The sequence below is a fragment of the Reichenbachiella versicolor genome (assembly GCF_003171675.1).
Classification (GTDB): domain Bacteria; phylum Bacteroidota; class Bacteroidia; order Cytophagales; family Cyclobacteriaceae; genus Reichenbachiella; species Reichenbachiella versicolor.
The window spans coordinates 1023823-1044828 of the sequence record NZ_QFZQ01000001.1 but is presented as its reverse complement, the minus strand read 5'-3'; the positions used below and the strand labels follow the sequence as shown (position 1 = coordinate 1044828).

Sequence of the window (21006 nt, the reverse complement as noted above, 5' to 3'; positions counted from 1 at the left end):
AATGAAAACGAAAAGGATGAATACGATACAGGTAAACACAAATGTACATTGCAGTAATTGTGTAGATAAAATTTCACCTCATCTTGACCAAGACCCAAATATTATTAAATGGAATTTTGACTTAAAAAAAGAAATAAAAACACTCATTGTCACTGGCAATAATATTTCAGATGATTACGTCAACTCAATATTATCAACAGAAGGTTATCAAATACTACCAAGTAATACTCCATTAAATGCTACAGGCAACTTTTCTTGGAAGAATATCCACAACTGGAAAAGAGCCTCTTTTAATACCCTGAATTGTCTAATTGGATGTTCTATCGGAGACTTTGGAATGATCATTTTTCTTCAGGCATTCTATCCAGACACAAGCATGATGTGGCAAATGATACTTGCCATCATCGCAGGGCTATTCACCTCCATATCGTTGGAAACTATAATATTGAAGTACCGTGAGCAGTTCAACTGGACCTTAGCGATAAAAACGGCATTTGGGATGTCTTTTATCTCGATGGTAGGAATGGAAATAGCAATGAATACTACTGATTTTGTAGTCACTGGTGGCAAAGCTGCTTTTGAAGACCCAATGTACTGGACAGCTTTGCTAATAGCTATGATAGCTGGATTCTTAGCTCCTCTCCCATACAACTATTACAAACTAGAGAAGTATAATAAGGCTTGTCATTAGGCATCTAATTGATAAAAGTGTAGATATATTAAGACTTTGCGCGTGGGACAGTAAAAAATATGGAAGTCCCACGACCTTTTTCACTTTCTGCTTTGATTTTGCCACCATTCTTTTCCACAAAGTCTTTACACAAGGTTAGTCCTAAACCTGTCCCTTTCTCTCCTCGTGTTCCATTTTCACTCTTATGCTTATTATCTCCAAAAAGATTCTTGACTTGTTCTTGAGTCATTCCTACTCCATAGTCATGAACACAGAATTCTATATATTTCTTACTCGGCTTTGAAGCTATTCGAATATTACCATCATCTGGTGTGAATTTCAGCGCATTACTTATGAGGTTTCTAAAAACCAGCTTAATATGCTCTGGATCGCATTCGACTGTTAGATCCTTTTCTATTTCATTAGTGACAGTTATTTTCTTTTCACTAGCAATTGATTTAGTCAATCTTACATTTTCCTCAGCTAGATCAAATGCCTTTACAACTTTTGCTTTCACATCAAAACCATTCATTTGAGAATTAGCCCAATGAAGCATGTTGTTCAGTGTTTCGTACATGTGATTTACACTATCTTTTAGCTTCGATGTCAATATTTCAAATTCCTCTTTGGTCATTAATCCTTGATCGATTAAACCCAATAAACCTTTGAGAGAATTGACCGGAGACCTGAGATCATGCCCAATAATTGCAAAGAGCTTATCCTTAGCAGTATTAGTTTTCCTAAGCTCTTCTGTTCGAGTCTGTACTTTTGACTCTAACATTTCATTTTGGGCCATTATCAAATCATACTTTTCTTTCTTAAGCATGTTGATTTTATCACTCAATGCCACTGTGAATAAAATAGCTTCAAACCCATATCCTATGTAAAGAGATAATCCATCCAGTATATAAAGATTCAACACTCCATTGAGGTCAGTAATGTATATGAAAAGACACAACATCAGGGGCACCCAACCTACCACATAGAATCGAGCATTTTGATAACCTTTAAACCATATCACTAAACCCGACACAAACATTGATATTATATAAACGAATAAAAACACCTGCCAAGTTTTCATAAGTGTTCCTAATTCAACTATATCTAGGTAATTAAGAATGGAATATGGAACAGTAAGTATTATCATGCATATCATCACAAGATAGTATAGCCTTGGAGTCCGTTTTTTTAAGCTTAGATGATTAATACTGAAAATACCAGCCAAAAAATAAGTAGCATTAGCCCAAACCAACAGTTTATCCCAAAACCATATATGGGAAAATATCGGAGCATCCATCGCAAAAGGAACAAAGAAAAGTATCCCTATTAAATACGCTATATATATGATGTATAACTTATCTCCGATTGTGATCAGTGCAAAAACGTTGTAGAGTAGCATGGCTATCATTAAGCCTATAAACAAATACTTAGGTATTTCAATTTGTCTTTGGTTAAAGGCAGATAAATCTTGAGTCTTACCTAAAACATACATAATATTCGAAGGCAACTTATTTTGAATCATTATGTAATAAGTATGATTTCCGGGCTTGATGGGCACTACATAATGGTCTGCAGGAAAAACCTTATTCTCATCAGGTCTCGTTCTACCTAGTTCTATCTTATCATATTTTCCACCTGACTGAGGTGAATAAAAGTCTAAAATCCAAGCTCCACTGCTCTCTGTACGGAGCCAAATGGTCTCACGGGTTTTATTATTTATATCAAATCGATACCATAGATTTCCATTTGAGTACTTATTGGTAAAAAACTTACTACCTTCTTTGTTTCTCTTCCAATTAGAAGAAGAAATTTTGGACACATCCTGAACAGTCATCTGACTACTTGAGTCATCTAATAGCCCTACATGAGAACTAATAAATCGTAAATCGTCCTCTGAATCGAATGTAACTAATCTAGCCTCTATCGACTGAAGATTGAAAAAGAAGAGGGTAAAAAGAATACAGGAGGAACTTAAGACATGTTGACTGAAGCTCATTCGGATATTTAATTACAACAAATGAAATTGAGAATTTTAAAGTTATATCAATAGATTCATATCAGAACTTTATTTTTGAACATTTTCCGAAAATATTCGAAATGTAAGAACTAGTGTTTTTCTAAAGCCATTATAATTAAAGGGATAAATATTTTCATTAAGATACCTTAATAAATATTCAAAGTAGTAGTTTTCAAGTCAAGAAACCTTTAAGCCTAGAATAAAATTTAAAAATATTTGAGTTAGTAAATTTTGTCACAGATAGCCTCAGTTCTATTTTATTAATCTACCAGATTGCCGTACACTAAATCTTATTGAAACTACAAATCGAATTGTGACACTGCTTTTAGCTTCATCTCAATAGATAAATCACTTAGAAACTATAAATTTGAAGGCTTCACAAAAGTCAATCAAAGTCAATTTACATGCAGCTGACTAAGTTAGAGATCAAAGGATTCAAAAGTTTTGGGGATAAGGTAGTTATAAACTTCGATGAGGGAATAACCGGAATCGTCGGTCCAAATGGCTGTGGAAAATCAAATGTCGTTGACTCCATTCGTTGGGTACTAGGTGAACAAAAAGTTAAATCTCTTAGATCTGAGAAGATGGATAATATAATCTTCAATGGTACAAAGAATCGAAAACCTACCCAATTAGCTGAAGTATCTCTTTCATTTAACAACACCAAAAACCTTCTTCCTACAGAATATACAAGTGTAACAATCACAAGAAGATATTATAGATCTGGAGAAAGTGAATATCAACTCAATGGTGTCACCTGCAGACTAAAAGACATTACTGCTTTATTCATGGACACAGGTATAGCTTCCAATAGCTATGCGATCATAGAATTAGGTATGGTAGATAATATCCTCAATGATAAGGATAACTCTAGAAGAGCATTATTTGAAGAAGCTGCTGGAATTTCAAAGTTTAAGGTACGTAAGAAAGAAACCATGCGAAAGCTTGGGGATACAGATGCAGATTTAGAACGTGTTGAGGATCTTCTTTTTGAAATTGAGAAAAACCTCAAATCACTTGAAAGACAAGCTAAGCAAGCTGAGAAGTATTACAAGATTAAAGAGGATTATAAAGTCTATTCTGTAGAACTCGCTAAGAAAACCGTCCAACAACAACGGATAAAGCTTGATGATTTGAAAAAGTCTTTGGAGCAATTCAATGACACAAAGATCAGTTTAAATAAGCAGGTGACCGAACGTGAAGCATTAGTGGAGAAGTCAAAAGCTGATCTTATCAATAAAGAAAAATTATTGGCCACAAGACAAAAGACTCTGAATGAACACGTCAATAAAATAAGATCATACGAGAGTGAGAAAAAGATTAAAAATGAGCGTCTTAGATTCCTTAACGATCGCAGTGATCAATTAAAAGATACTATTGAACAGGATCGAAAAAGCAGTGAAAGATCTGAGTTTTCAATTGCCTCGTTGAGTAAGGAAAAAATGACCTCTGAAAAGATATTGCATGAAATATCGTACAAGCTTGAATCTCTAAAAGCGTCCTATGAAGAAGAAAAACTAAAGAACCAGCAATTAAAACAACAAGGAGAAGAACTCGGACTACAATACAACACTAAAAAAGAAGAAGTATATCAACTTATCAAGTCTCTTGAAATCAAGAATATTCAATTAGTTTCCATGAAACAAGAACTTGAGAAAGCCACCACAGATTCTACTTCTCATAATGAAGATATTCAATCGTTTGACCAAAGACTAGCTGAGGTAGAGAATGAACAAAAAATCAAACAAGAAGAATATAACTATCTAAAATCTAAAGACGAAGAATTAAAACATAGAATAGAACACACACAAAAGACTGTGGAAATGATTCGTGAAGAGCTACATCAAGTGAATCGAAAGCTTGACTCTTCTCAGAACGAATACAGTCTGACAAAATCCCTAGTGGATAACTTAGAAGGGTTCCCTGAGGCTATTAAATTCCTAAAGAAGAATACCGAATGGAGTAAAGACGCTCCTCTCCTTTCGGATATTTTAACTTGTCCTGATGAATATCGAGTAACTATTGAAAATTATCTGGAAGCCTACATGAACTATTATGTGGTCAATAGTGAGGCTGAAGCATTTGAGGGGATAAATGTTTTGAGTGATGCTTCTATGGGTAAGGCAAACTTCTTTGTACTGGATAGATTTGAGAATTTCAAACCAACTGCTACGGAAATTTTAGAAAATAGCATCCCTGCTACTGAAGTAGTTGAATATGATCAGAAGTATAAAAAGCTAATTGCTTTCATACTCGACAATGTCTATATCACAGAGTATGAAGATACCACCAAAATAGATCAAAAGAGTACAGTACTGATCACCAAGAATGGTAAAGTGATCGATAGAAGGTTCAGTGTAACGGGTGGTTCTGTAGGGCTATTCGAAGGAAAACGTATTGGTCGTGCAAAAAACCTAGAAAAATTAGCAGAGAGTATAAAGTTACTCAAGACAAAGAAAAACGAGGTCAAACAAAACCTAGAGGAAAAATCCAATGATTTAGAAAGACTCAAAGAAAACAACTACTCAGTACAACTGGAAGAGGTACAAGCTACCTTAAGCAAAGTCAATGAAGAGCATATATCGCTGAAGACAAAGCAAGAACAAATCACCGAACTATTGACTAAAAATGCACTTCGAAAGGACGAGGTTCTTGAAAAAATAGGTCTATTGACTGAGGAAATTGACCAACTGACTCCTCAACAGTCAGATGAACAAAAAGTTCTTGACGAGCTCCAAGAACGACATGAAGCATATAAAGAAGAACTGAGCATTTTTGACCAACAACTAAGTCAGAAGTCATCTGCTTTTAATCAAGAAAACATTCTTTACCATCAGCAAGAAAATAAAGTAGCTAGTATCACCCAAGAAATCAACCATAAACAGGCCAATCTAGATACAACCAAAGAAAGAATTGAAAAATCCTATGTAGAACTACGCGATACAGATTCTGAAGTCAAGCAATTGATAGAAAAGTCAGATGCTAATGATGATATGCTTATTGGCATGTATGATGAAAAAGAATCAATTGAGCAGGCCGTTAATGAAGCAGAAAAAGATTATTACGGTCAACGAGAGGATATAGATAGTATTGATAAAGAAGCTCGAGAGATACATAGGGTAAAAGAAGAGACCGATATGAAAATCATGGATCTTCAAAATGACCTTAACGAGACAAAGTTGGAATTGACAGGGATCAAAGAAAGGTTATCTGTAGAATTTCAGGTTAATATTGATCAACTATTGATCGATGAAGATGAAGAAAGTGAACTTGCACTTGAGCTTCGCGAAATGGACGAAATGACGCTGCGAGAAAAGGTGGATAAAATGAAAAGCCGTCTTGATAATATTGGTCCAATTAATCCAATGGCCATGGAGGCTTATCAAGAAATAAAAGAAAGGTATGACTTCATAACTAATCAAAAGGCAGATCTATTAAAAGCAAAAGAGTCTTTGATGAGTACTATTGACGAAATTGATGTTGCTGCTAGAGGTACTTTCATGGAGTCTTTTGAAAAGATCAAAGAAAATTTCATTCGTGTCTTTAGATCTTTATTCACGGAAGAAGATCAATGTGATTTGACATTGACCAACCCTGATGATCCATTGGAATCGAGCATTGATATTATTGCTAAACCAAAAGGCAAAAGACCTTTGACTATCAATCAATTATCAGGAGGAGAAAAAACATTGACAGCTACATCTCTCCTGTTTTCGATTTATCTATTGAAGCCCGCACCTTTTTGTATTTTTGATGAGGTCGATGCTCCTCTAGATGATGCGAACATTGACAAGTTCAATAATATTATCAGAGACTTCTCTAACGAATCCCAATTTATTATAGTGACCCACAACAAACGTACAATGGCTGCTACGGATATTATTTATGGCGTTACCATGATCGAACAAGGTGTCTCTCGTGTTGTCCCAGTAGATCTAAAAGAGTTGGAGTAAAAAAAGGTCACCAATCGATGAACCTACATTTTTAACTTTTTAAAGCTTAAAACAGAATAAAACTAACTTAAACCTCACTACTCGTACTCCAAAAATTCATTGATGAAGGCAAGTAATTTTAAGACCGATTACAGTGAATATCGATATTAAATTATTCGGACTAGTCTTTATTATGTGCTAAAATTGAAGCCTAAATCAACCCTAAAAATCATGAAGAATATTTCGGTCGTAGGAGCTGGAACAATGGGCAATGGAATCGCACATGTATTTGCTCAAAAAGGTTTTCAAGTTCAATTAATAGATACCTCTAGCGCTGCGCTGCAAAAAGCAGAACAAACTATCAATACCAATCTTGATAGATTAATTAAAAAAGAAAAAATCACACTAGAAACGAAGCAAAGTACTCTTTCAAATTTATCTACTAATACCAATATCCGTTTAGGTGTTGAACATGCAGACTTGGTAGTAGAGACTGTAACCGAAAATCCACAAATTAAACTTGACTTATTTAAGCAACTAGATAAGCTTACAAATAACAACTGTATACTGGCATCAAACACATCTTCTATTTCATTGACCAAAATTGCCGCTAGCACTACAAAAATGGACAAAGTCATTGGTATGCATTTCATGAATCCTGTTCCGGTCATGCAACTAATAGAAATCATCAAGGGGTATGAAACTAGTGATGAGACAACCGAAAACATTATAGATGTATCTAAGAAACTTGGAAAAACTCCAGTCGTAGTAAATGACTACCCAGGATTTGTGGCCAATAGGATACTTATGCCTATGATCAATGAATCTATTTTTTCATTGTTTGAAGGTGTCGCAGGTGTAGAAGAAATTGACACAGTAATGAAACTTGGAATGGCACATCAAATGGGGCCTTTACAATTAGCAGATTTCATCGGTTTAGATGTATGTTTGGCGATTCTTAATGTGATGTTCGATGGCTTTAAAAACCCAAAGTATGCACCTTGCCCACTACTTATAAATATGGTAGAGGCTGGTAAGTTGGGTAGAAAAACAGGACAAGGATTTTATAGATACGTTAGCGGAAGTAAAGAATTAATAGTAGCAGATAGATTTAAAAAGTAAATGGCAAAAAGCGATTCAAGTTCAGGAAGTGGATTAGTTGGAATTTTGATTCTACTAATAGTAGGCGCTGGAATATACTATGGATACAAACAAAATGGCGGTGAGATAGGAACGATAACAAAGTCATTAACTGAAAGTGCAGAATCATACACAAAACCATCGCCCACCCCCAAATCTAACATTGAAAAAAAAGAAGAAAAGAAACCTTCTAAAACAGAATCTTATACAAAAACATCTACTCCAACAAAAAAGAAAACTACCTCATCTAGCTATGATGGTAAAAAAGAAGAAAATTCTACAAACAAAAATCTACCATCATATACAAGCGAAAACAAGTACTATTTCTCTTCCAGCTTTGACTTTGCATGGCCTGCTTACACTAACGATGATCAGATCATTGAGCATGACTTTTTCACTCTGAGCTACAATGAAAAAACGGAGCAAGCTGATTGGGTAGCTTATAAGCTTACTCGAAACAATCTAAATAGTTCGCGTTACAATAGAAAAGATAACTTCAGAGAAGACCCTTTAGTCAGTTCTAAGTCTGCCACAATTGCAGATTATAAGGGGTCAGGTTATGATAGAGGTCACCTCGCTCCTGCTGCAGATTTTACCTGGACGAAAGAAGGACTTGATGATTCATTTTATATGAGCAATATGAGTCCGCAAGAACCAGGATTCAATAGAGGTATCTGGAAACAATTAGAAGAAAAAGTTAGAAAAATGGCCAATGATAATGGTGAAATATTTGTAGTGACAGGACCTGTATATACCGGCAGGTCTAAAAAAATAGGTAGTAATAAAGTAGCTGTTCCTTCAAAATACTACAAAGTCATTTTAGAATTGGAAGGTAATAATGTGAAAGGAATTGGGTTCATATTACCTAATAAAAAGACATCATCAACGCTTAGCTCTTTTGCAACTAGCATAGACGAAGTAGAAAAAGTAACTAAACTGGATTTTTTCCCAACTATGCCGGATGACTTAGAAAAGAAAATTGAAAGCAAGTATAGCTACAGCGCTTGGTAGTAATCGATCGTAGTATAAAAGAATAAAAAAGCACTGAGACAAGAATCAAAATCAGTCTTCTCAGTGCTTTTTTGGTTAAAACTTAACCTAATCTGAATTGTTTCATTTTTGAAGTAATATCAGTTGCCATTTGGTTGAATCTTGAAGATTTATCAGTGTAAGTTTTCATACCCGAAGACAATTCTGTAGCCGATGCACTTACTTCTTCAGACCCTGCGGCTGTTTCCTCTGCTATTACTACTACAGACTCCACATTGTTAACGACAGTGGATACACTCTCCGTTTGAGATTTAGTTTGATTCATAATCTGCTCAGTTAGTTCATATGAGGAAGTCGAACTTTTATAAATAGATTCAAAAACCGTAGCGCTTTCCTGCGAAGACTTCACTCCACTTTGAACACTCTCAGACATTGTCTCCATTACTTTAGTAGCATTTGCCGTATCAAGTTTTACATCTTCTACTAATTTCTCGATCTCTTTAGCAGAGTTTCTAGAATCTTCAGCAAGTTTTCTAATCTCTTCAGCTACAACAGCAAAACCTCTACCAGCATCACCAGCTTGAGCCGCCTCTATTGCAGCATTTAAGGCCAATAAGTTTGTTTGAGAAGATATTTCTGTAATTACTCCAAGTACCCTTGAAATTTCATTCGATCGTTCATTAAGCACTTGAATTGAGTTATTAGTTTCAGCTGCATATGAAGATATACTTTTCATGTCCGAAACCACATTTCCAACTATCACTTGTCCCTTTTCACTGTTTGACAATCCATCCGATACTGAACCCAACACAGTCGAAGCTTTTTCTTCCATAGATTTCGCAGCTCTTAGAACTGACTCTAAAGTCTCAGAAACCCCCTCAATGCTATTCACCTGTCTTTGTGCTCCAGTACTGATTTCGGTCATAGCCGAAACTATTTCAGTGGTGGCATTAGTCATTTCTAATCCAGAACTACTCATTTCTTCAGACTCAGATTTCAGCTCACTGACATTATCAGTTACTACTTTCAATAAACCCACAAGTTGATCCATCGATTTATTGAAATTCATAATTAATTCATTCACATCTCCCTTCGCTAAATTGACATCAAACCGTTTCGTGAGGTTTCCGTTAGACATTTCATTCGCTATAGTATTCAACTCAACTATTGGCTTTGATACTGAGTCTAGTAAATCATTAATCGAGTACGCCATATCAACCCACGCTCCTGTTTTACCATCTACAGACATTCTGGCAGAAAGTTTTCCATTCCTTCCAGCCTCATCTACTACTGTATTGGTTTCATTAATTAAAGTATTGATACCATTAGAAAAATCATTACCCATAGATGAAAGTATATCTTCGATTGATTGATCCTCATCGGTATCTTGCTCACCTTCATTATTTACAAAGGTCAGTTCATTCGAAACTTTCTTTGCCTCCAATGTCAACCTTTTCAGTTCTATCAGCTGATTTTTAACTTGTTTTCCTGAAAGAAGATTATTTACAGTTTCATTCTTCAATTTATATGCTGCCCATATAGCTGCCAACTGTCCAACAATTGCCATCCCCATGTGGTATAAATAAATACTCCAGTTAAGGCTACTTAAATTGAGAAAATACTGCTGAAAGGTATCGCTGCCTTGTAAAAAAGCAACGAAGAAATATGTATGATGTATTGTTACAATTAACACCAATGGCACAAATACTCTCCAATCCATATAAAAAATCAGCACTACAGGCATAATGAAAAACCAAAAGTGCATTTCATACATTCCATGCATTTGGGCTACATATTGTAACATATATACAGCCATCGATATCGAGGCTGCAATTCTGGAAATTAACTGACCCGGAAAAACAAATCGAGCTGTCATGAAGAATACAAGATTTATTCCTCCAAGCCCAAACCCCAATAAAAAAGTATCATAATGAAAGGATATTCCTACACCAAAAATGAAAAAGCAGACCATCAGGTACGTTATAACTATTTCATTTTTCTTTCGAATTCCATCTAATTCTTCTGTTATTTCTATGTTCATGATTGGTAATTTTAAATTTCACACGCATACCCTGGTGCTTTAACCAAGTATGGTATTAAACTCTTTTTTTGTTGAGCCTTCAAAGCTAAAATCGGATTTGAATACATGATATCTGCAGCTCCGCACATGGTAATGCCATTGGTATAATTCCCTGAAAATACTAGATTCTTTTCTTCATTCCACACCGTAGCCACAGGAGTAGATGTAATATTAAAGTCCTTAAATATTTCACCCGAATTATCTTCCAATATTATAAACCCAGTTTCTTCTCTCAGACGATTTATTTCTATACGCTTTATCCCTTTTACTACTGCGATGACATTACCAGAAAGCTGATTTGATACACTAACAAGGTGTTTCATATTGGCTCTTGAAAACTGACAACTGTTATCAAAGAAATGTATTAAGATTGGTCTATGCATATCTCCAATCAATTGATTTATCATTAGAGAGCTATAGTTAGAAGGAATTGAATGATTTAATGAATTTTTCAAATTTCTGTACTCACTTTTCCACAGTATAAAAATCATTAAACAAAGTAATCCGGACATAAAAAGTACCGACACACTTTTTTTCATGTATACAATTTAATTTCAACATATAAGATAAAAAGGTCATTTTATGGTTGGTGGTCGAAGACTTGTTCTTCTGGGGTACAGGATGTGAATTACTAAAGACAAAGTTCATATTATTGTCTCTAAATTGAAAGCAATCTAAGACACAGAAATTGAATAAACCTCTTAACATTGTTGAAAGTCTCAACATTCACATAGTTAATCCAGAAGACAGAAATCTAATAATCAATAATTTAGCCGACAGACTTGATAACAAACAGGTTAAAATTATTTCTGTAAAGACCATTAAAAAACAGATTTTAGAAGAACAAATTCATGACTTCAATTTCTATTTGAGTAAATATGGACAGAGTTTAGAGTCTATGTCATCTGGAGAGCGCATGAAAGCTTTGTTTGAATCGTCAGTTGAGAAATGTCCAGATATTTTAATTCTGGATCATTTTATGGAGCATCTAGACCAATCGTCTATTTTGTCATACACCAATAAAATAGAAACCCTTTCTAATAAAATCCTAATCATTAACATCTATACAAGACAAAGAGACAATCTAGCATTTATACATTCTACAGAACGGTATTCAAATAACACTATAAATAGTGTCCTTGAAAATAAAATTGAAAAAGAACACGCTCAACTGCCTCCTAGCTCAAATAAAGGTCAGACATACGATGGTGAATTAGTTTCATTCACTAATGTGAATCTAGCTTATAAGCAGAAACCTATACTTCAGAACATAAACTGGACAATAAATACTGGTGAATTTTGGCATTTGTATGGACCAAATGGTACTGGCAAAACTTCATTATTAACAATGATCACCGGTGATAACCATAAAGCCTATGGACAAGACATAAGGCTATTTGGAATGCAAAAAGGAAGTGGTGAATCTATCTGGCACATTAAACGAAAGATAGGATATTTTACCTCAAATATGACATTTGGCTTTTGGAGAACTCAAACAGTACTTGAAATGGTCATCTCAGGATTTTATGATTCCATCGGACTATACACAAAACCTGGAGACCATAGAAAAAAATTAGCAAAGGATTGGTTAAGATATGTTGAACTAGAACATTTAGAAAAGACGCAATTCATAAAACTTTCCTTACGTCATCAAAGGATGGTATTAATAACAAGAGCTATGGTAAAACACCCACCTTTACTGATCCTAGATGAACCATCAGTAGATCTTGATGAAAATAGTGCTTTAAAAATGACTCATCTAATCAATAAAATTGCATCAGAAAGTCACACTACTATCATCTATGTCTCTCATCGATTAGAAGAAGGAATTAAGCCCTCGCATGGTTTAGAATTATCTCCCTCGCCCCAAGGATCAACTGCTCATACATATGATTATAGAGAGAAAGATTCAAATCATATAAAATAATTTTGAAGATACATCCGTTGAATGCCTAAGAGTCCATAAATTGGATATCCGCTTATATATAAATATTACTAAATTATGCTTGATAGAATCCCTTACGCTTCTTACACTCTGGGCAACCTAGTCAACCTCTCCGAAGAAATAATCAGTTTGCTAAAAGCCGTACACCCTGATGAATTAATGATCGGAGGATGTATTTCTAGAGTAGAAACGGCTATAGAAAAAGCAAGAGAAGCTGGCAATACAGGTGCTGACACTTACCTTTCCAAAAACATCAGTAAAGCTGACGACCTTAGAGACGTATGCTATAGATCACTAAGGGATCATATTCAGGCTGGTATGGGAAGAGAAACCAACCTTGCTTATCAGGAAGCTTGTAAAAGACTCTGGCAGGTTTTCAAAAAGAACAATACACTTTTGGCCTCTTTACCCTATGATGAAGAAACCATAGCTCTAAACCAATTATTCGAAGAACTTAAACCTCTAACGAATGAACTAGGGATTATTCATGCTACAAGTTGGTTACAGGAACTTATTAAATCGAATCAAGATTTTGAGACAGTCATGGAGGATCATCTAAGAGATCAAAAAGATGCAGAACCATCTACAGATCAAGCCATAAAGGCATCCTTAACAGACGAACTTAAAATCCTTGTGAGCACAATTAATTCTCTGTGGACTTTCAATAGACCTAAAGGAATTAAAAAGACAGTTGATGATCTAAACTTGACAATTGCTGAATTTAATACTTCAGTATAAAGAAAATTATACCAGATAAAATGAAGACGGGGATTCCTACTTACAGTATTGACCAATTCAAAAGTGATAATCCTCGTCCCTACTCGATCGAAGTTTTTGACGCAAATCGTCACTTTGAAGTTGAGTACCCACACTGCCATGATTTCTTTGAAGTACTTTACCTAACACAGGGCTCTGGTGAGCATATTATAGATAGCAACAGTTACAAAATAGAGCCTTATTCTATTTTCTTTCTTAGCCCAGGACAAGCTCATAAGTTGGAGCTATCCGAAGACGTAAAAGGTTATATCTTCCTGTTTACTGGAGAGTTCTACTTATTGGATAAAAGTAACCAGAATAGACTTTTAGAGTATCCCTTCTTTTTTAATGTAAAACAGGACAACCCTCCATTAAGAGTATTATCCCCTATTGATCAAGAGTTTTTAACAGGCTTGTTTAAAAAAGGTTGTGAAGAAATAAAACGCGAAGCATCAGATAGTCAAGATTTTGCACACGCGCTATTGGAGCTAATTCTAACAACTTGTGAAAGATTATATCCAAAAGAACACAGGGACGGCGTCAAACAAAAAGGACATGTATTAGTAAAGAGATTTAGAGAACTGATAGAGGAAAAATACCAAGACAATCTTTCTATCAAAGAATATGCCGATCTTCTTAAGGTAAGTGAAAACCATCTAACACAATTAGTCAAAGAAAGAACTTCTAAAACCTCCAAAGAACTGATTCGCCAAAAGCAAATCATTGAAATTAAGAGACTTTTGAAATATTCTGATTTATCAGTCACACAAATTTCTTCTCATCTCAACTTCAAAGACCAATCGTATTTCACCAAATTCTTTAAAAGATCCGAAGGTATTACTCCGATTGAGTATCGTGAAAATCATTGAAAAGTACCTAAATAATTTCCTTTTGCACCATAGGATATTGATGCTATCTCTGCACATTTGCAGCAATTATTGAAATAGCATTAATTCTTATTAAATAAAAATATGGGAAATTACTTCAACACATTGCCTCTTAGAGAGCAATTGAACCAATTGAGTGTAGCCGAGTTCATGGACAATTCTGAGTTCAGTGAAGGTGTAGAGGCTTTGAAAGGTCTTAAAATTGTTATTGTAGGTGCTGGTGCACAAGGATTGAATCAAGGATTGAATATGAGAGATTCTGGATTGGATATCTCTTATGCTTTGAGACAAGTAGCCATCGATCAGAAGAGAGCTTCTTTCGTCAATACTACTGAAGCTGGTTTTACTGTAGGTACTTACGAAGAATTAATCCCTTCTGCAGACGTAGTAATCAACTTGACTCCAGACAAGCAACATACCAATGTAGTAGAGACTGTAATGCCATTGATGAAGAAAGGCGCTACTCTTTCATACTCTCACGGATTCAATATCGTAGAGGAAGGTATGCAAGTAAGAGAAGACTTAACGGTAATCATGGTTGCTCCTAAGTCTCCAGGTTCTGAAGTAAGAGAAGAATATAAAAGAGGTTTCGGTGTTCCTACATTGATTGCTGTTCACCCTGAAAATGATCCAGAAGGTAAAGGATGGGCTCAAGCAAAAGCTTACGCAGTAGCTACAGGTGGAGACAGAGCTGGTGTATTGAAGTCTTCTTTCGTAGCAGAGGTTAAGTCTGATTTGATGGGTGAGCAAACTATTCTTTGTGGATTGTTGCAAACTGGTTCTATCCTTTGTTTCGACAAAATGGTTGAAGAAGGCGTAGACGCTGGATGGGCAGCTAAATTTATTCAAAACGGATGGGAAGTAATCACTGAGTCATTGAAGCATGGTGGTGTATCTGGTATGTTAGATAGACTATCTAATCCTGCTAAGATTAAGTGTTTCGAAATCTCAGAGGAATTGAAAGACATCATGAGACCATTGTTCCAAAAGCACCAAGACGATATCATGTCAGGAGAGTTCTCTTCTACTATGATGGCAGACTGGGCTAATGATGACAAAAACTTGTTGACTTGGAGAGAAGCTACTGCTGAAACTGCTTTCGAAAAAACTGAGAATGCTGATGTAGAAATCTCTGAGCAAGAGTACTATGACAAAGGTCTTTTAATGGTAGCTATGGTAAGAGCTGGTGTTGAATTAGCTTTCGAAACTATGGTAGACGCTGGTATCCAAGGCCCTTCTGCATACTATGAGTCTCTTCACGAAACTCCATTGATCGCAAACACGATCGCTAGAAAGAAACTTTATGAAATGAACAGAGTGATCTCTGATACTGCCGAGTATGGATGTTACTTATTCGATCATGCTTGTAAGCCATTATTAGCTGATTTCATGAAGACTGTTTCTTCTAACATCATCGGTAAAGACTACAATGATGGCATTGACAATGGTGTTGATAACGTTCAATTGATTCAGGTAAATACTATCTTAAGAAACCACGAAATTGAGTATGTAGGTGGCGAATTAAGAGACGCAATGACTGCTATGAAGCAAATTGCTCTTGGGTAATATGCACGTTTCGACTTTAAAGCAAAGTTGAACCTATAGAAATACAAAGCCCCTTGGATGTCAGACATTCAAGGGGCTTTCTTATTTCCTTCCTACTGATTTTTAATCACTCAGTTACGATATATCAGCTTTTGGCATTTCTGTCATACATAACAATACTTCCAGCTACAGCAACATTCACACTAAGTGTAGTATTAAATTTGATTAAATGATGAGATTTTTCAATTGCCACTTTGGGTAATCCATGATCTTCAGCTCCTAAGAGGTAAACACAATTTTTAGGATGTACAAAAGTCTCTAGAGCAACCGATCGATCGTCCAGCTCCACTCCTACTAACATTGCTCCTTTTGGAAGCATTTTATAAAACTCATCAAAGTTCTCATAGTGAAAATAAGGCATAGCACCAGTAGCTTTATGGGTATCACATGCTTGCTTAGCATACCGTTTACCAATTGTAAAAATGAAACTAGCACCCATATTTTGAGCAGATCTCCAAAGTACACCCAAGTTTTCAGGCGTTTTACCATTTTGAATTCCTATTCCAAAATAACCCTGTTCTAAGTTATCTACCTTCATCGCATGAATCTTATTGAATGATTCCTCAAACACTAGATATATAAATACATCTTCATCTCTAACCCATCACCGAATTCTCTCTTCAAAAAGACTGTGCTCTAAACAATATAAGGCGATTTCAAAAAATGGATTCAACTACTCTAAATTAAAAATCACTTATTCAATATAGACTTTAGATCAGCCGGAGAATACTCAATTGATTTCAGCGTTTTATCATCTTCTTTTCTGTAAACTAAGAACAAGCCGTCTTCTTCTTTTATATAGCTTTCAGTATTCTTATTTTCCTTATAATGCTTGACAGTAGCCTCCGCTTCAGCCATAGTCTTACAAGCTTTGGACATATTAGATCTTTGGACCTCATTGAATAGTTCTACAAACTTGTCTCCCAATCCGAACTCTAATACCGCTCCCGATAATACATATTGAATATCACAAAGTGCATCTGCTATTTCTACTATGTCCTTGTCTTTGATAGCCTCTTGTAGCTCCTTAAGCTCTTCCGAAATCAATTCCACTCTTAAATCACATCTCTTTTGATCAGGAATAGCCGGAGAAGATACGATTGGGTGTTTAAAAGTTTTATGAAATTCGGCTACTTGATTGAGTGAATCTATTTTATCCATGTTATTAGAGATTAGAAAAGAGCTACTAATAAAGGCTCTTCATGTATTACTTAAAGGCTCGAAATTACTAATTGTATTGGAAGATTAGCCTACGAATTTCTTATAAAGCCATGATCTCAATACTAATCCAATAATGATAACGACTCCCCACTGTGTCGCAATGCTCGCATTGCTATAAGTATCAAACCAGTTCCATCCCGACTCATCAAACCAAGGATTGGCACTATAGCCCTGACTCATCCACCACACTATTAGCACTGGTGCGAGAATAACTACCAAAATCAACGAATACTTAAAAAACCATGTAGGCAGTACGAAATCAGAGTCTGGATCTATTAATTGTGATTTAAACTGCTCGGGATTATTCTTCAACACCAAAATCGCTATAAACAATCCACTAACAACCAGACCTATTCCCCATACCCAGTCCTGATTATTAAAAAAGTCTAATGAATATGCGGAAGGAATTCCAAATAGAATAAATACTATAGCTATTAATACCCACCTAACATTTCCTGTCAAGCCAGCATCCTCTAAATGCTTTGACATTAATTCAAACATGGCTAATAAAGAAGTGAATGCCGCTAAAGTAAGTGCTAGAAAAAAGATGATCATTAGCAAACTCCCTCCAGATATAGTAGCGAATAATTGTGGTATAATGGTAAAGGCTAACGCTTGACTTCCCGACTGAAGATATTCGATAGCAGATTCGTTAGAGACAGACAACCCAAAAACAGCTGGCAATATGGCTAGACCTGCCATTACAGAAGCAAGATTGTTTCCTACCGCACCCATTATTACATTGAAGGTCACTTCTTCTTTTTGACGAGTGTATGACGATATGGTCATTAGTAGTCCCCACCCGGCGCCTGTACTCCAAGCAGACTGAGACAATGCCTCAATCCAAACCTTAGGATGAACAAACAATTCCCAATCTATATGAAACATATATCGAAAACCTTCAGCACCATTGGGTAAATTGAGTGCCGAGTAGGCTATAAAAATCAAAAGAATAAACAAAGAAGGAACTAATACTTTATTTGCCAATTCAAGCCCCTTTTTTATTCCTCTACTAAGAATCAAAATAGCCACGACTACGACCATTATTAGCATGAACACTGATTCAAGACTTCCAGACGAAACAGTTTGCCATTGTGATTTTAGAATATCAAGATTAGTAATAGTCCGAGTGAGTGTTTGTGATTCTAATATTGACCATTTTAGGTAGCTAATAGACCACACCACTACTACTGTGTAATAGAAAGCGATTCCAAGCGTACAGATAGTCACAAAGAAACCCATCCAAGTACTCTTAGCTCCGCCTAATTTCCCAAAAGAGCCAATGACACTCTTTCGAAAAGCTTTACCAATAGCAAACTCAGACATTAAAAGAGGAATCGACCATACCAACAAAAAAAGCATCCATAGTATAATGAATGCTCCTCCATATTGTCCTGCTAATCTAGGAAACCTCCATAGGTTACCAGCTCCTATTGCCATTCCCAAAGAGGCCAAGACCACCCCCCATCTACTGCTAAATTCATTCTTTGACATTCCTCAATAATAGACATTTTATCTCTTTCTAAATATCTATTTCCCTTGACGGTAAGAGAATATCACAAAATAATGGAACTATCGGATAGGCTATTGTTTGACTAGTTCTAGATTCAAGGTGACATCTACGTCTTCACCGACAACCAAACTTCCTGTGTCGATTGTATCATTCCATTTCAAGCCGTAGTCAAATCGATTGATTTTAAAATTAGCTTTAAAAGCACTGACTACTTTCTTACCCAACGTAATTTGTCCAGAGTAATCAACAGGTATAGTAACACTCTTTGTGACATCCCTAATAGTCAGATCTCCTTTCAATTCATACTCACTATCAGAAAGCTTGCTAAATGAACTACTCACAAACTTGATCTTGGGATACATCTGAGCATTGAAGAAATCATCCTGTTTGAGATGCTTATCTCTGGTCATGTTTTCAGTAGAAATATCATCTACATTGACCGTAGCTAGAATACTAGCTCCATTAAAATCTTTGCTTTTAGATTTTACAGTACAGTTTACATCATTGAAACTGCCTGTCACTGTTGATATAGCTAGGTGAGTAACTTCGAATTGGATATTAGAATGCACCGGATCAGCTTTCCATACTGTTTGCGCATATACTTGTCCAACACTTACAATAAACATCAAAATTAAAAAGTATAGTTTTTTCATAATCGGATAAATAATTGGTTACTTATTAAGATACGAATAATATCAATAGATAGCTATTTACATGGTTGATGAAAACTCTATTCGTTTTATATTGCCTGCTTTATCTCATTACTAAATAGAATACGTCTTGACAGAATACGGTTTTTGGTCCCTTATCCCCTCAGTTGTTGCCATTATTTTAGCGCTTAGAACTAAACAGATTTATCTTTCTCTTGCCACGGGAATTTGGATTGGACACCTCATCCTACAACAAGGAAACCCATTATTAGCTTCCTTCGAAACCCTAAATGCATTCGTGAATGTTTTTAAAAACGAGGGTAATACACAAACGATCATCTATACTTTACTTGTAGGAGCATTAATCGCACTTTTACAACGATCAGGAGGAGTTCAAGGGCTAGTCAAAAAACTATCAGAAGGAAGCATAGACGAAACTCCAAAAGGTCGACTAAAAGCTCAACTCTACGCGGCTATTACAGGATTATTGATTTTCGTAGAAGCCAATACTTCCATACTAGTAGTCGGAGCAGTTTTCCGACCGTTGTTTGATAAGTTGAAAATCTCAAGAGAAAAGCTCGCCTATCTAGCAGATTCTGGTTCGGCGCCCTCATGTGTAATATTTCCTTTCAATTCTTGGGGAGCGTATATCATGAGTTTATTAATACTCAATGGATATGACCAGCCATTTGGCGTAATGATGAATTCTTTAGTCTATAATTTTTATCCTTTCCTTGCTGTCGCAATCTTGTTATACATCATTGTCACCGAAAAAGACTTCGGACCAATGAAGCATGCAGAAAAACGAGTATTTGAGCAAGGTAAATTTTTGAATGATGGTTCTAAACCAATGATATCTGATGAAGTATCTATGATCGAACCAGAAGAAGGAACTCCAAAAAGAGCTTTCAACATGATCATTCCAATACTAATTCTAGTTACTTGTATGCCTATACTCCTGCTCTACACTGGTTGGGATGCCATAGACAAAACTAGTAGCCTACCGAATCAACTGTTAGACGCTTTAAGCAACGGATCTGGCACGGCAGCTGTAGTTTATTCATTAACTGCCGCCATCATTGTTTCTACTTTCATGTATAAAGCTCAAGGAATTTTAAAAGTACAAGACAGTATCAATCTTACTTTGAAAGGCATGTCAGGAATGACTTCATTAGCACTCCTAATGGTATTTGCATTTTCGTTGAGCTCTTTATGTAAAGAACTAGAAACTGGAAAATATGTGGCCGAAATTTCCAAAGCGTGGTTATCTCCATCCTTTGTTCCTGCTATCATTTTCTTAGTATCATGTTTTATTGCCTTTAGTACAGGTACTTCGTGGGGAACATTCGCCATTATGCTAGCCATAGCTATTCCAATGGCCGAAACCATGAATGCAAACCCATATATGGCTGTAGCTGCAGCGATAGGTGGTGGAATATTCGGAGACCACTGTTCTCCAATATCTGATACTACCATCATCTCATCCATGGCCAGCGCTACTGATCATATTGATCATGTAAAAACACAGCTACCCTATGCACTAGTAGCTGGTGCGGCATCTTTTCTATTATATTTAATCCTCGGACTTATTTAGCACCCT

At 35.8% G+C, this 21006-nt stretch carries 16 protein-coding genes; 9 read left to right on the top strand and 7 right to left on the bottom strand.

Translation table 11 applies throughout. The features are described 5' to 3' along the window. The first annotated feature begins 16 nt into the window (after positions 1-16). Complete coding sequence (locus DKG80_RS04205; RefSeq protein WP_109830027.1) at positions 17-691, top strand: DUF4396 domain-containing protein; 675 nt, start codon at positions 17-19, stop codon at positions 689-691. Between the two features lie 28 nt (positions 692-719). Here DKG80_RS04205 and DKG80_RS04200 read toward each other — a convergent pair whose 3' ends face one another. Continuing rightward, the gene (locus DKG80_RS04200; RefSeq protein WP_109830026.1) at positions 720-2666 is read right to left on the bottom strand and encodes a sensor histidine kinase; all 1947 of its coding nucleotides are present in this window, start codon (positions 2664-2666) and stop codon (positions 720-722) included. Between the two features lie 425 nt (positions 2667-3091). Here DKG80_RS04200 and smc point away from each other — a divergent pair, with 425 nt between their 5' ends. The 3 genes from smc (at position 3092) to DKG80_RS04185 (ending at position 8770) form a co-directional block, all read left to right on the top strand. Continuing rightward, a complete protein-coding gene (gene smc / locus DKG80_RS04195) occupies positions 3092-6640 on the top strand; it encodes a chromosome segregation protein SMC (protein WP_109830025.1) in 3549 nt (1182 codons plus the stop codon). 210 nt (positions 6641-6850) lie between these two features. Beyond that, entirely contained in the window at positions 6851-7741 is an 891-nt protein-coding gene (locus tag DKG80_RS04190) for a 3-hydroxyacyl-CoA dehydrogenase family protein (protein ID WP_109830024.1), read from the top strand. Continuing rightward, on the top strand, positions 7742-8770 hold the full coding sequence (locus DKG80_RS04185; protein WP_109830023.1) for a DNA/RNA non-specific endonuclease: 1029 nt from the start codon (positions 7742-7744) through the stop codon (positions 8768-8770). 82 nt (positions 8771-8852) lie between these two features. Here DKG80_RS04185 and DKG80_RS04180 read toward each other — a convergent pair whose 3' ends face one another. Together DKG80_RS04180 and DKG80_RS04175 are read right to left on the bottom strand one after the other, a co-directional pair. Then, positions 8853-10790, bottom strand: a complete 1938-nt coding sequence (locus DKG80_RS04180; RefSeq protein WP_109830022.1) for a methyl-accepting chemotaxis protein — start codon at positions 10788-10790, stop codon at positions 8853-8855. A gap of 11 nt (positions 10791-10801) precedes the next feature. Next, entirely contained in the window at positions 10802-11236 is a 435-nt protein-coding gene (locus tag DKG80_RS04175; RefSeq protein WP_162555671.1) for a DUF6436 domain-containing protein, read from the bottom strand. A gap of 281 nt (positions 11237-11517) precedes the next feature. On the opposite strand from DKG80_RS04175, the gene DKG80_RS04170 reads away from it, so the two are divergent. From DKG80_RS04170 to ilvC, 4 genes are all read left to right on the top strand, one after another. Continuing rightward, positions 11518-12756 (top strand): ABC transporter ATP-binding protein, encoded by a 1239-nt coding sequence (locus DKG80_RS04170; protein ID WP_109830020.1) that lies wholly within the window; start codon positions 11518-11520, stop codon positions 12754-12756. Positions 12757-12831: 75 nt separating this feature from the next. Further along, positions 12832-13512, top strand: a complete 681-nt coding sequence (locus DKG80_RS04165) for a DUF6261 family protein (protein WP_109830019.1) — start codon at positions 12832-12834, stop codon at positions 13510-13512. 20 nt (positions 13513-13532) lie between these two features. Next, complete coding sequence (locus DKG80_RS04160; RefSeq protein ID WP_109830018.1) at positions 13533-14399, top strand: AraC family transcriptional regulator; 867 nt, start codon at positions 13533-13535, stop codon at positions 14397-14399. A 102-nt stretch (positions 14400-14501) separates the two neighbouring features. Further along, positions 14502-15983: a ketol-acid reductoisomerase gene (gene ilvC, locus DKG80_RS04155; RefSeq protein WP_109830017.1), complete on the top strand. Its 1482-nt coding sequence runs from the start codon at positions 14502-14504 to the stop codon at positions 15981-15983. Positions 15984-16107: 124 nt separating this feature from the next. On the opposite strand, the gene DKG80_RS04150 is transcribed toward ilvC, so the two are convergent. The 4 genes from DKG80_RS04150 to DKG80_RS04135 all read right to left on the bottom strand — a co-directional run bounded on the left by DKG80_RS04150 (position 16108) and on the right by DKG80_RS04135 (position 19409). Then, positions 16108-16560 carry an RNA methyltransferase gene (locus tag DKG80_RS04150; RefSeq protein ID WP_109830016.1) on the bottom strand — a complete coding sequence of 151 codons (453 nt, stop codon included), beginning with the start codon at positions 16558-16560 and terminating at the stop codon, positions 16108-16110. Between the two features lie 152 nt (positions 16561-16712). Then, the gene (locus tag DKG80_RS04145) at positions 16713-17183 is read right to left on the bottom strand and encodes a pyrophosphohydrolase domain-containing protein (protein WP_109830015.1); all 471 of its coding nucleotides are present in this window, start codon (positions 17181-17183) and stop codon (positions 16713-16715) included. 84 nt (positions 17184-17267) lie between these two features. Beyond that, the gene (locus DKG80_RS04140; RefSeq protein ID WP_109830014.1) at positions 17268-18737 is read right to left on the bottom strand and encodes a sodium-dependent transporter; all 1470 of its coding nucleotides are present in this window, start codon (positions 18735-18737) and stop codon (positions 17268-17270) included. Between the two features lie 90 nt (positions 18738-18827). Then, the gene (locus DKG80_RS04135; protein WP_109830013.1) at positions 18828-19409 is read right to left on the bottom strand and encodes a YceI family protein; all 582 of its coding nucleotides are present in this window, start codon (positions 19407-19409) and stop codon (positions 18828-18830) included. 127 nt (positions 19410-19536) lie between these two features. Between DKG80_RS04135 and DKG80_RS04130 the strand changes: the two genes are divergently transcribed. Beyond that, positions 19537-21000 (top strand): Na+/H+ antiporter NhaC family protein, encoded by a 1464-nt coding sequence (locus DKG80_RS04130; protein ID WP_109830012.1) that lies wholly within the window; start codon positions 19537-19539, stop codon positions 20998-21000. Positions 21001-21006 lie beyond the last annotated feature (6 nt).

Excerpts from the sequence above, each read along its gene's own strand:
- DKG80_RS04135 (WP_109830013.1), bottom strand. The coding sequence starts at position 19,409 with ATGAAAAAACTATACTTTTTAATTTTGATGTTTATTGTAAGTGTTGGA.
- ilvC (WP_109830017.1), top strand. The coding sequence starts at position 14,502 with ATGGGAAATTACTTCAACACATTGCCTCTTAGAGAGCAATTGAACCAA.
- DKG80_RS04205 (WP_109830027.1), top strand. The coding sequence starts at position 17 with ATGAATACGATACAGGTAAACACAAATGTACATTGCAGTAATTGTGTA.
- DKG80_RS04150 (WP_109830016.1), bottom strand. The coding sequence starts at position 16,560 with ATGAAGGTAGATAACTTAGAACAGGGTTATTTTGGAATAGGAATTCAA.
- DKG80_RS04160 (WP_109830018.1), top strand. The coding sequence starts at position 13,533 with ATGAAGACGGGGATTCCTACTTACAGTATTGACCAATTCAAAAGTGAT.
- DKG80_RS04190 (WP_109830024.1), top strand. The coding sequence starts at position 6,851 with ATGAAGAATATTTCGGTCGTAGGAGCTGGAACAATGGGCAATGGAATC.
- DKG80_RS04145 (WP_109830015.1), bottom strand. The coding sequence starts at position 17,183 with ATGGATAAAATAGATTCACTCAATCAAGTAGCCGAATTTCATAAAACT.
- DKG80_RS04175 (WP_162555671.1), bottom strand. The coding sequence starts at position 11,236 with ATGATAAATCAATTGATTGGAGATATGCATAGACCAATCTTAATACAT.
- DKG80_RS04185 (WP_109830023.1), top strand. The coding sequence starts at position 7,742 with ATGGCAAAAAGCGATTCAAGTTCAGGAAGTGGATTAGTTGGAATTTTG.
- DKG80_RS04165 (WP_109830019.1), top strand. The coding sequence starts at position 12,832 with ATGCTTGATAGAATCCCTTACGCTTCTTACACTCTGGGCAACCTAGTC.
- DKG80_RS04180 (WP_109830022.1), bottom strand. The coding sequence starts at position 10,790 with ATGAACATAGAAATAACAGAAGAATTAGATGGAATTCGAAAGAAAAAT.
- smc (WP_109830025.1), top strand. The coding sequence starts at position 3,092 with ATGCAGCTGACTAAGTTAGAGATCAAAGGATTCAAAAGTTTTGGGGAT.
- DKG80_RS04140 (WP_109830014.1), bottom strand. The coding sequence starts at position 18,737 with ATGTCAAAGAATGAATTTAGCAGTAGATGGGGGGTGGTCTTGGCCTCT.
- DKG80_RS04200 (WP_109830026.1), bottom strand. The coding sequence starts at position 2,666 with ATGAGCTTCAGTCAACATGTCTTAAGTTCCTCCTGTATTCTTTTTACC.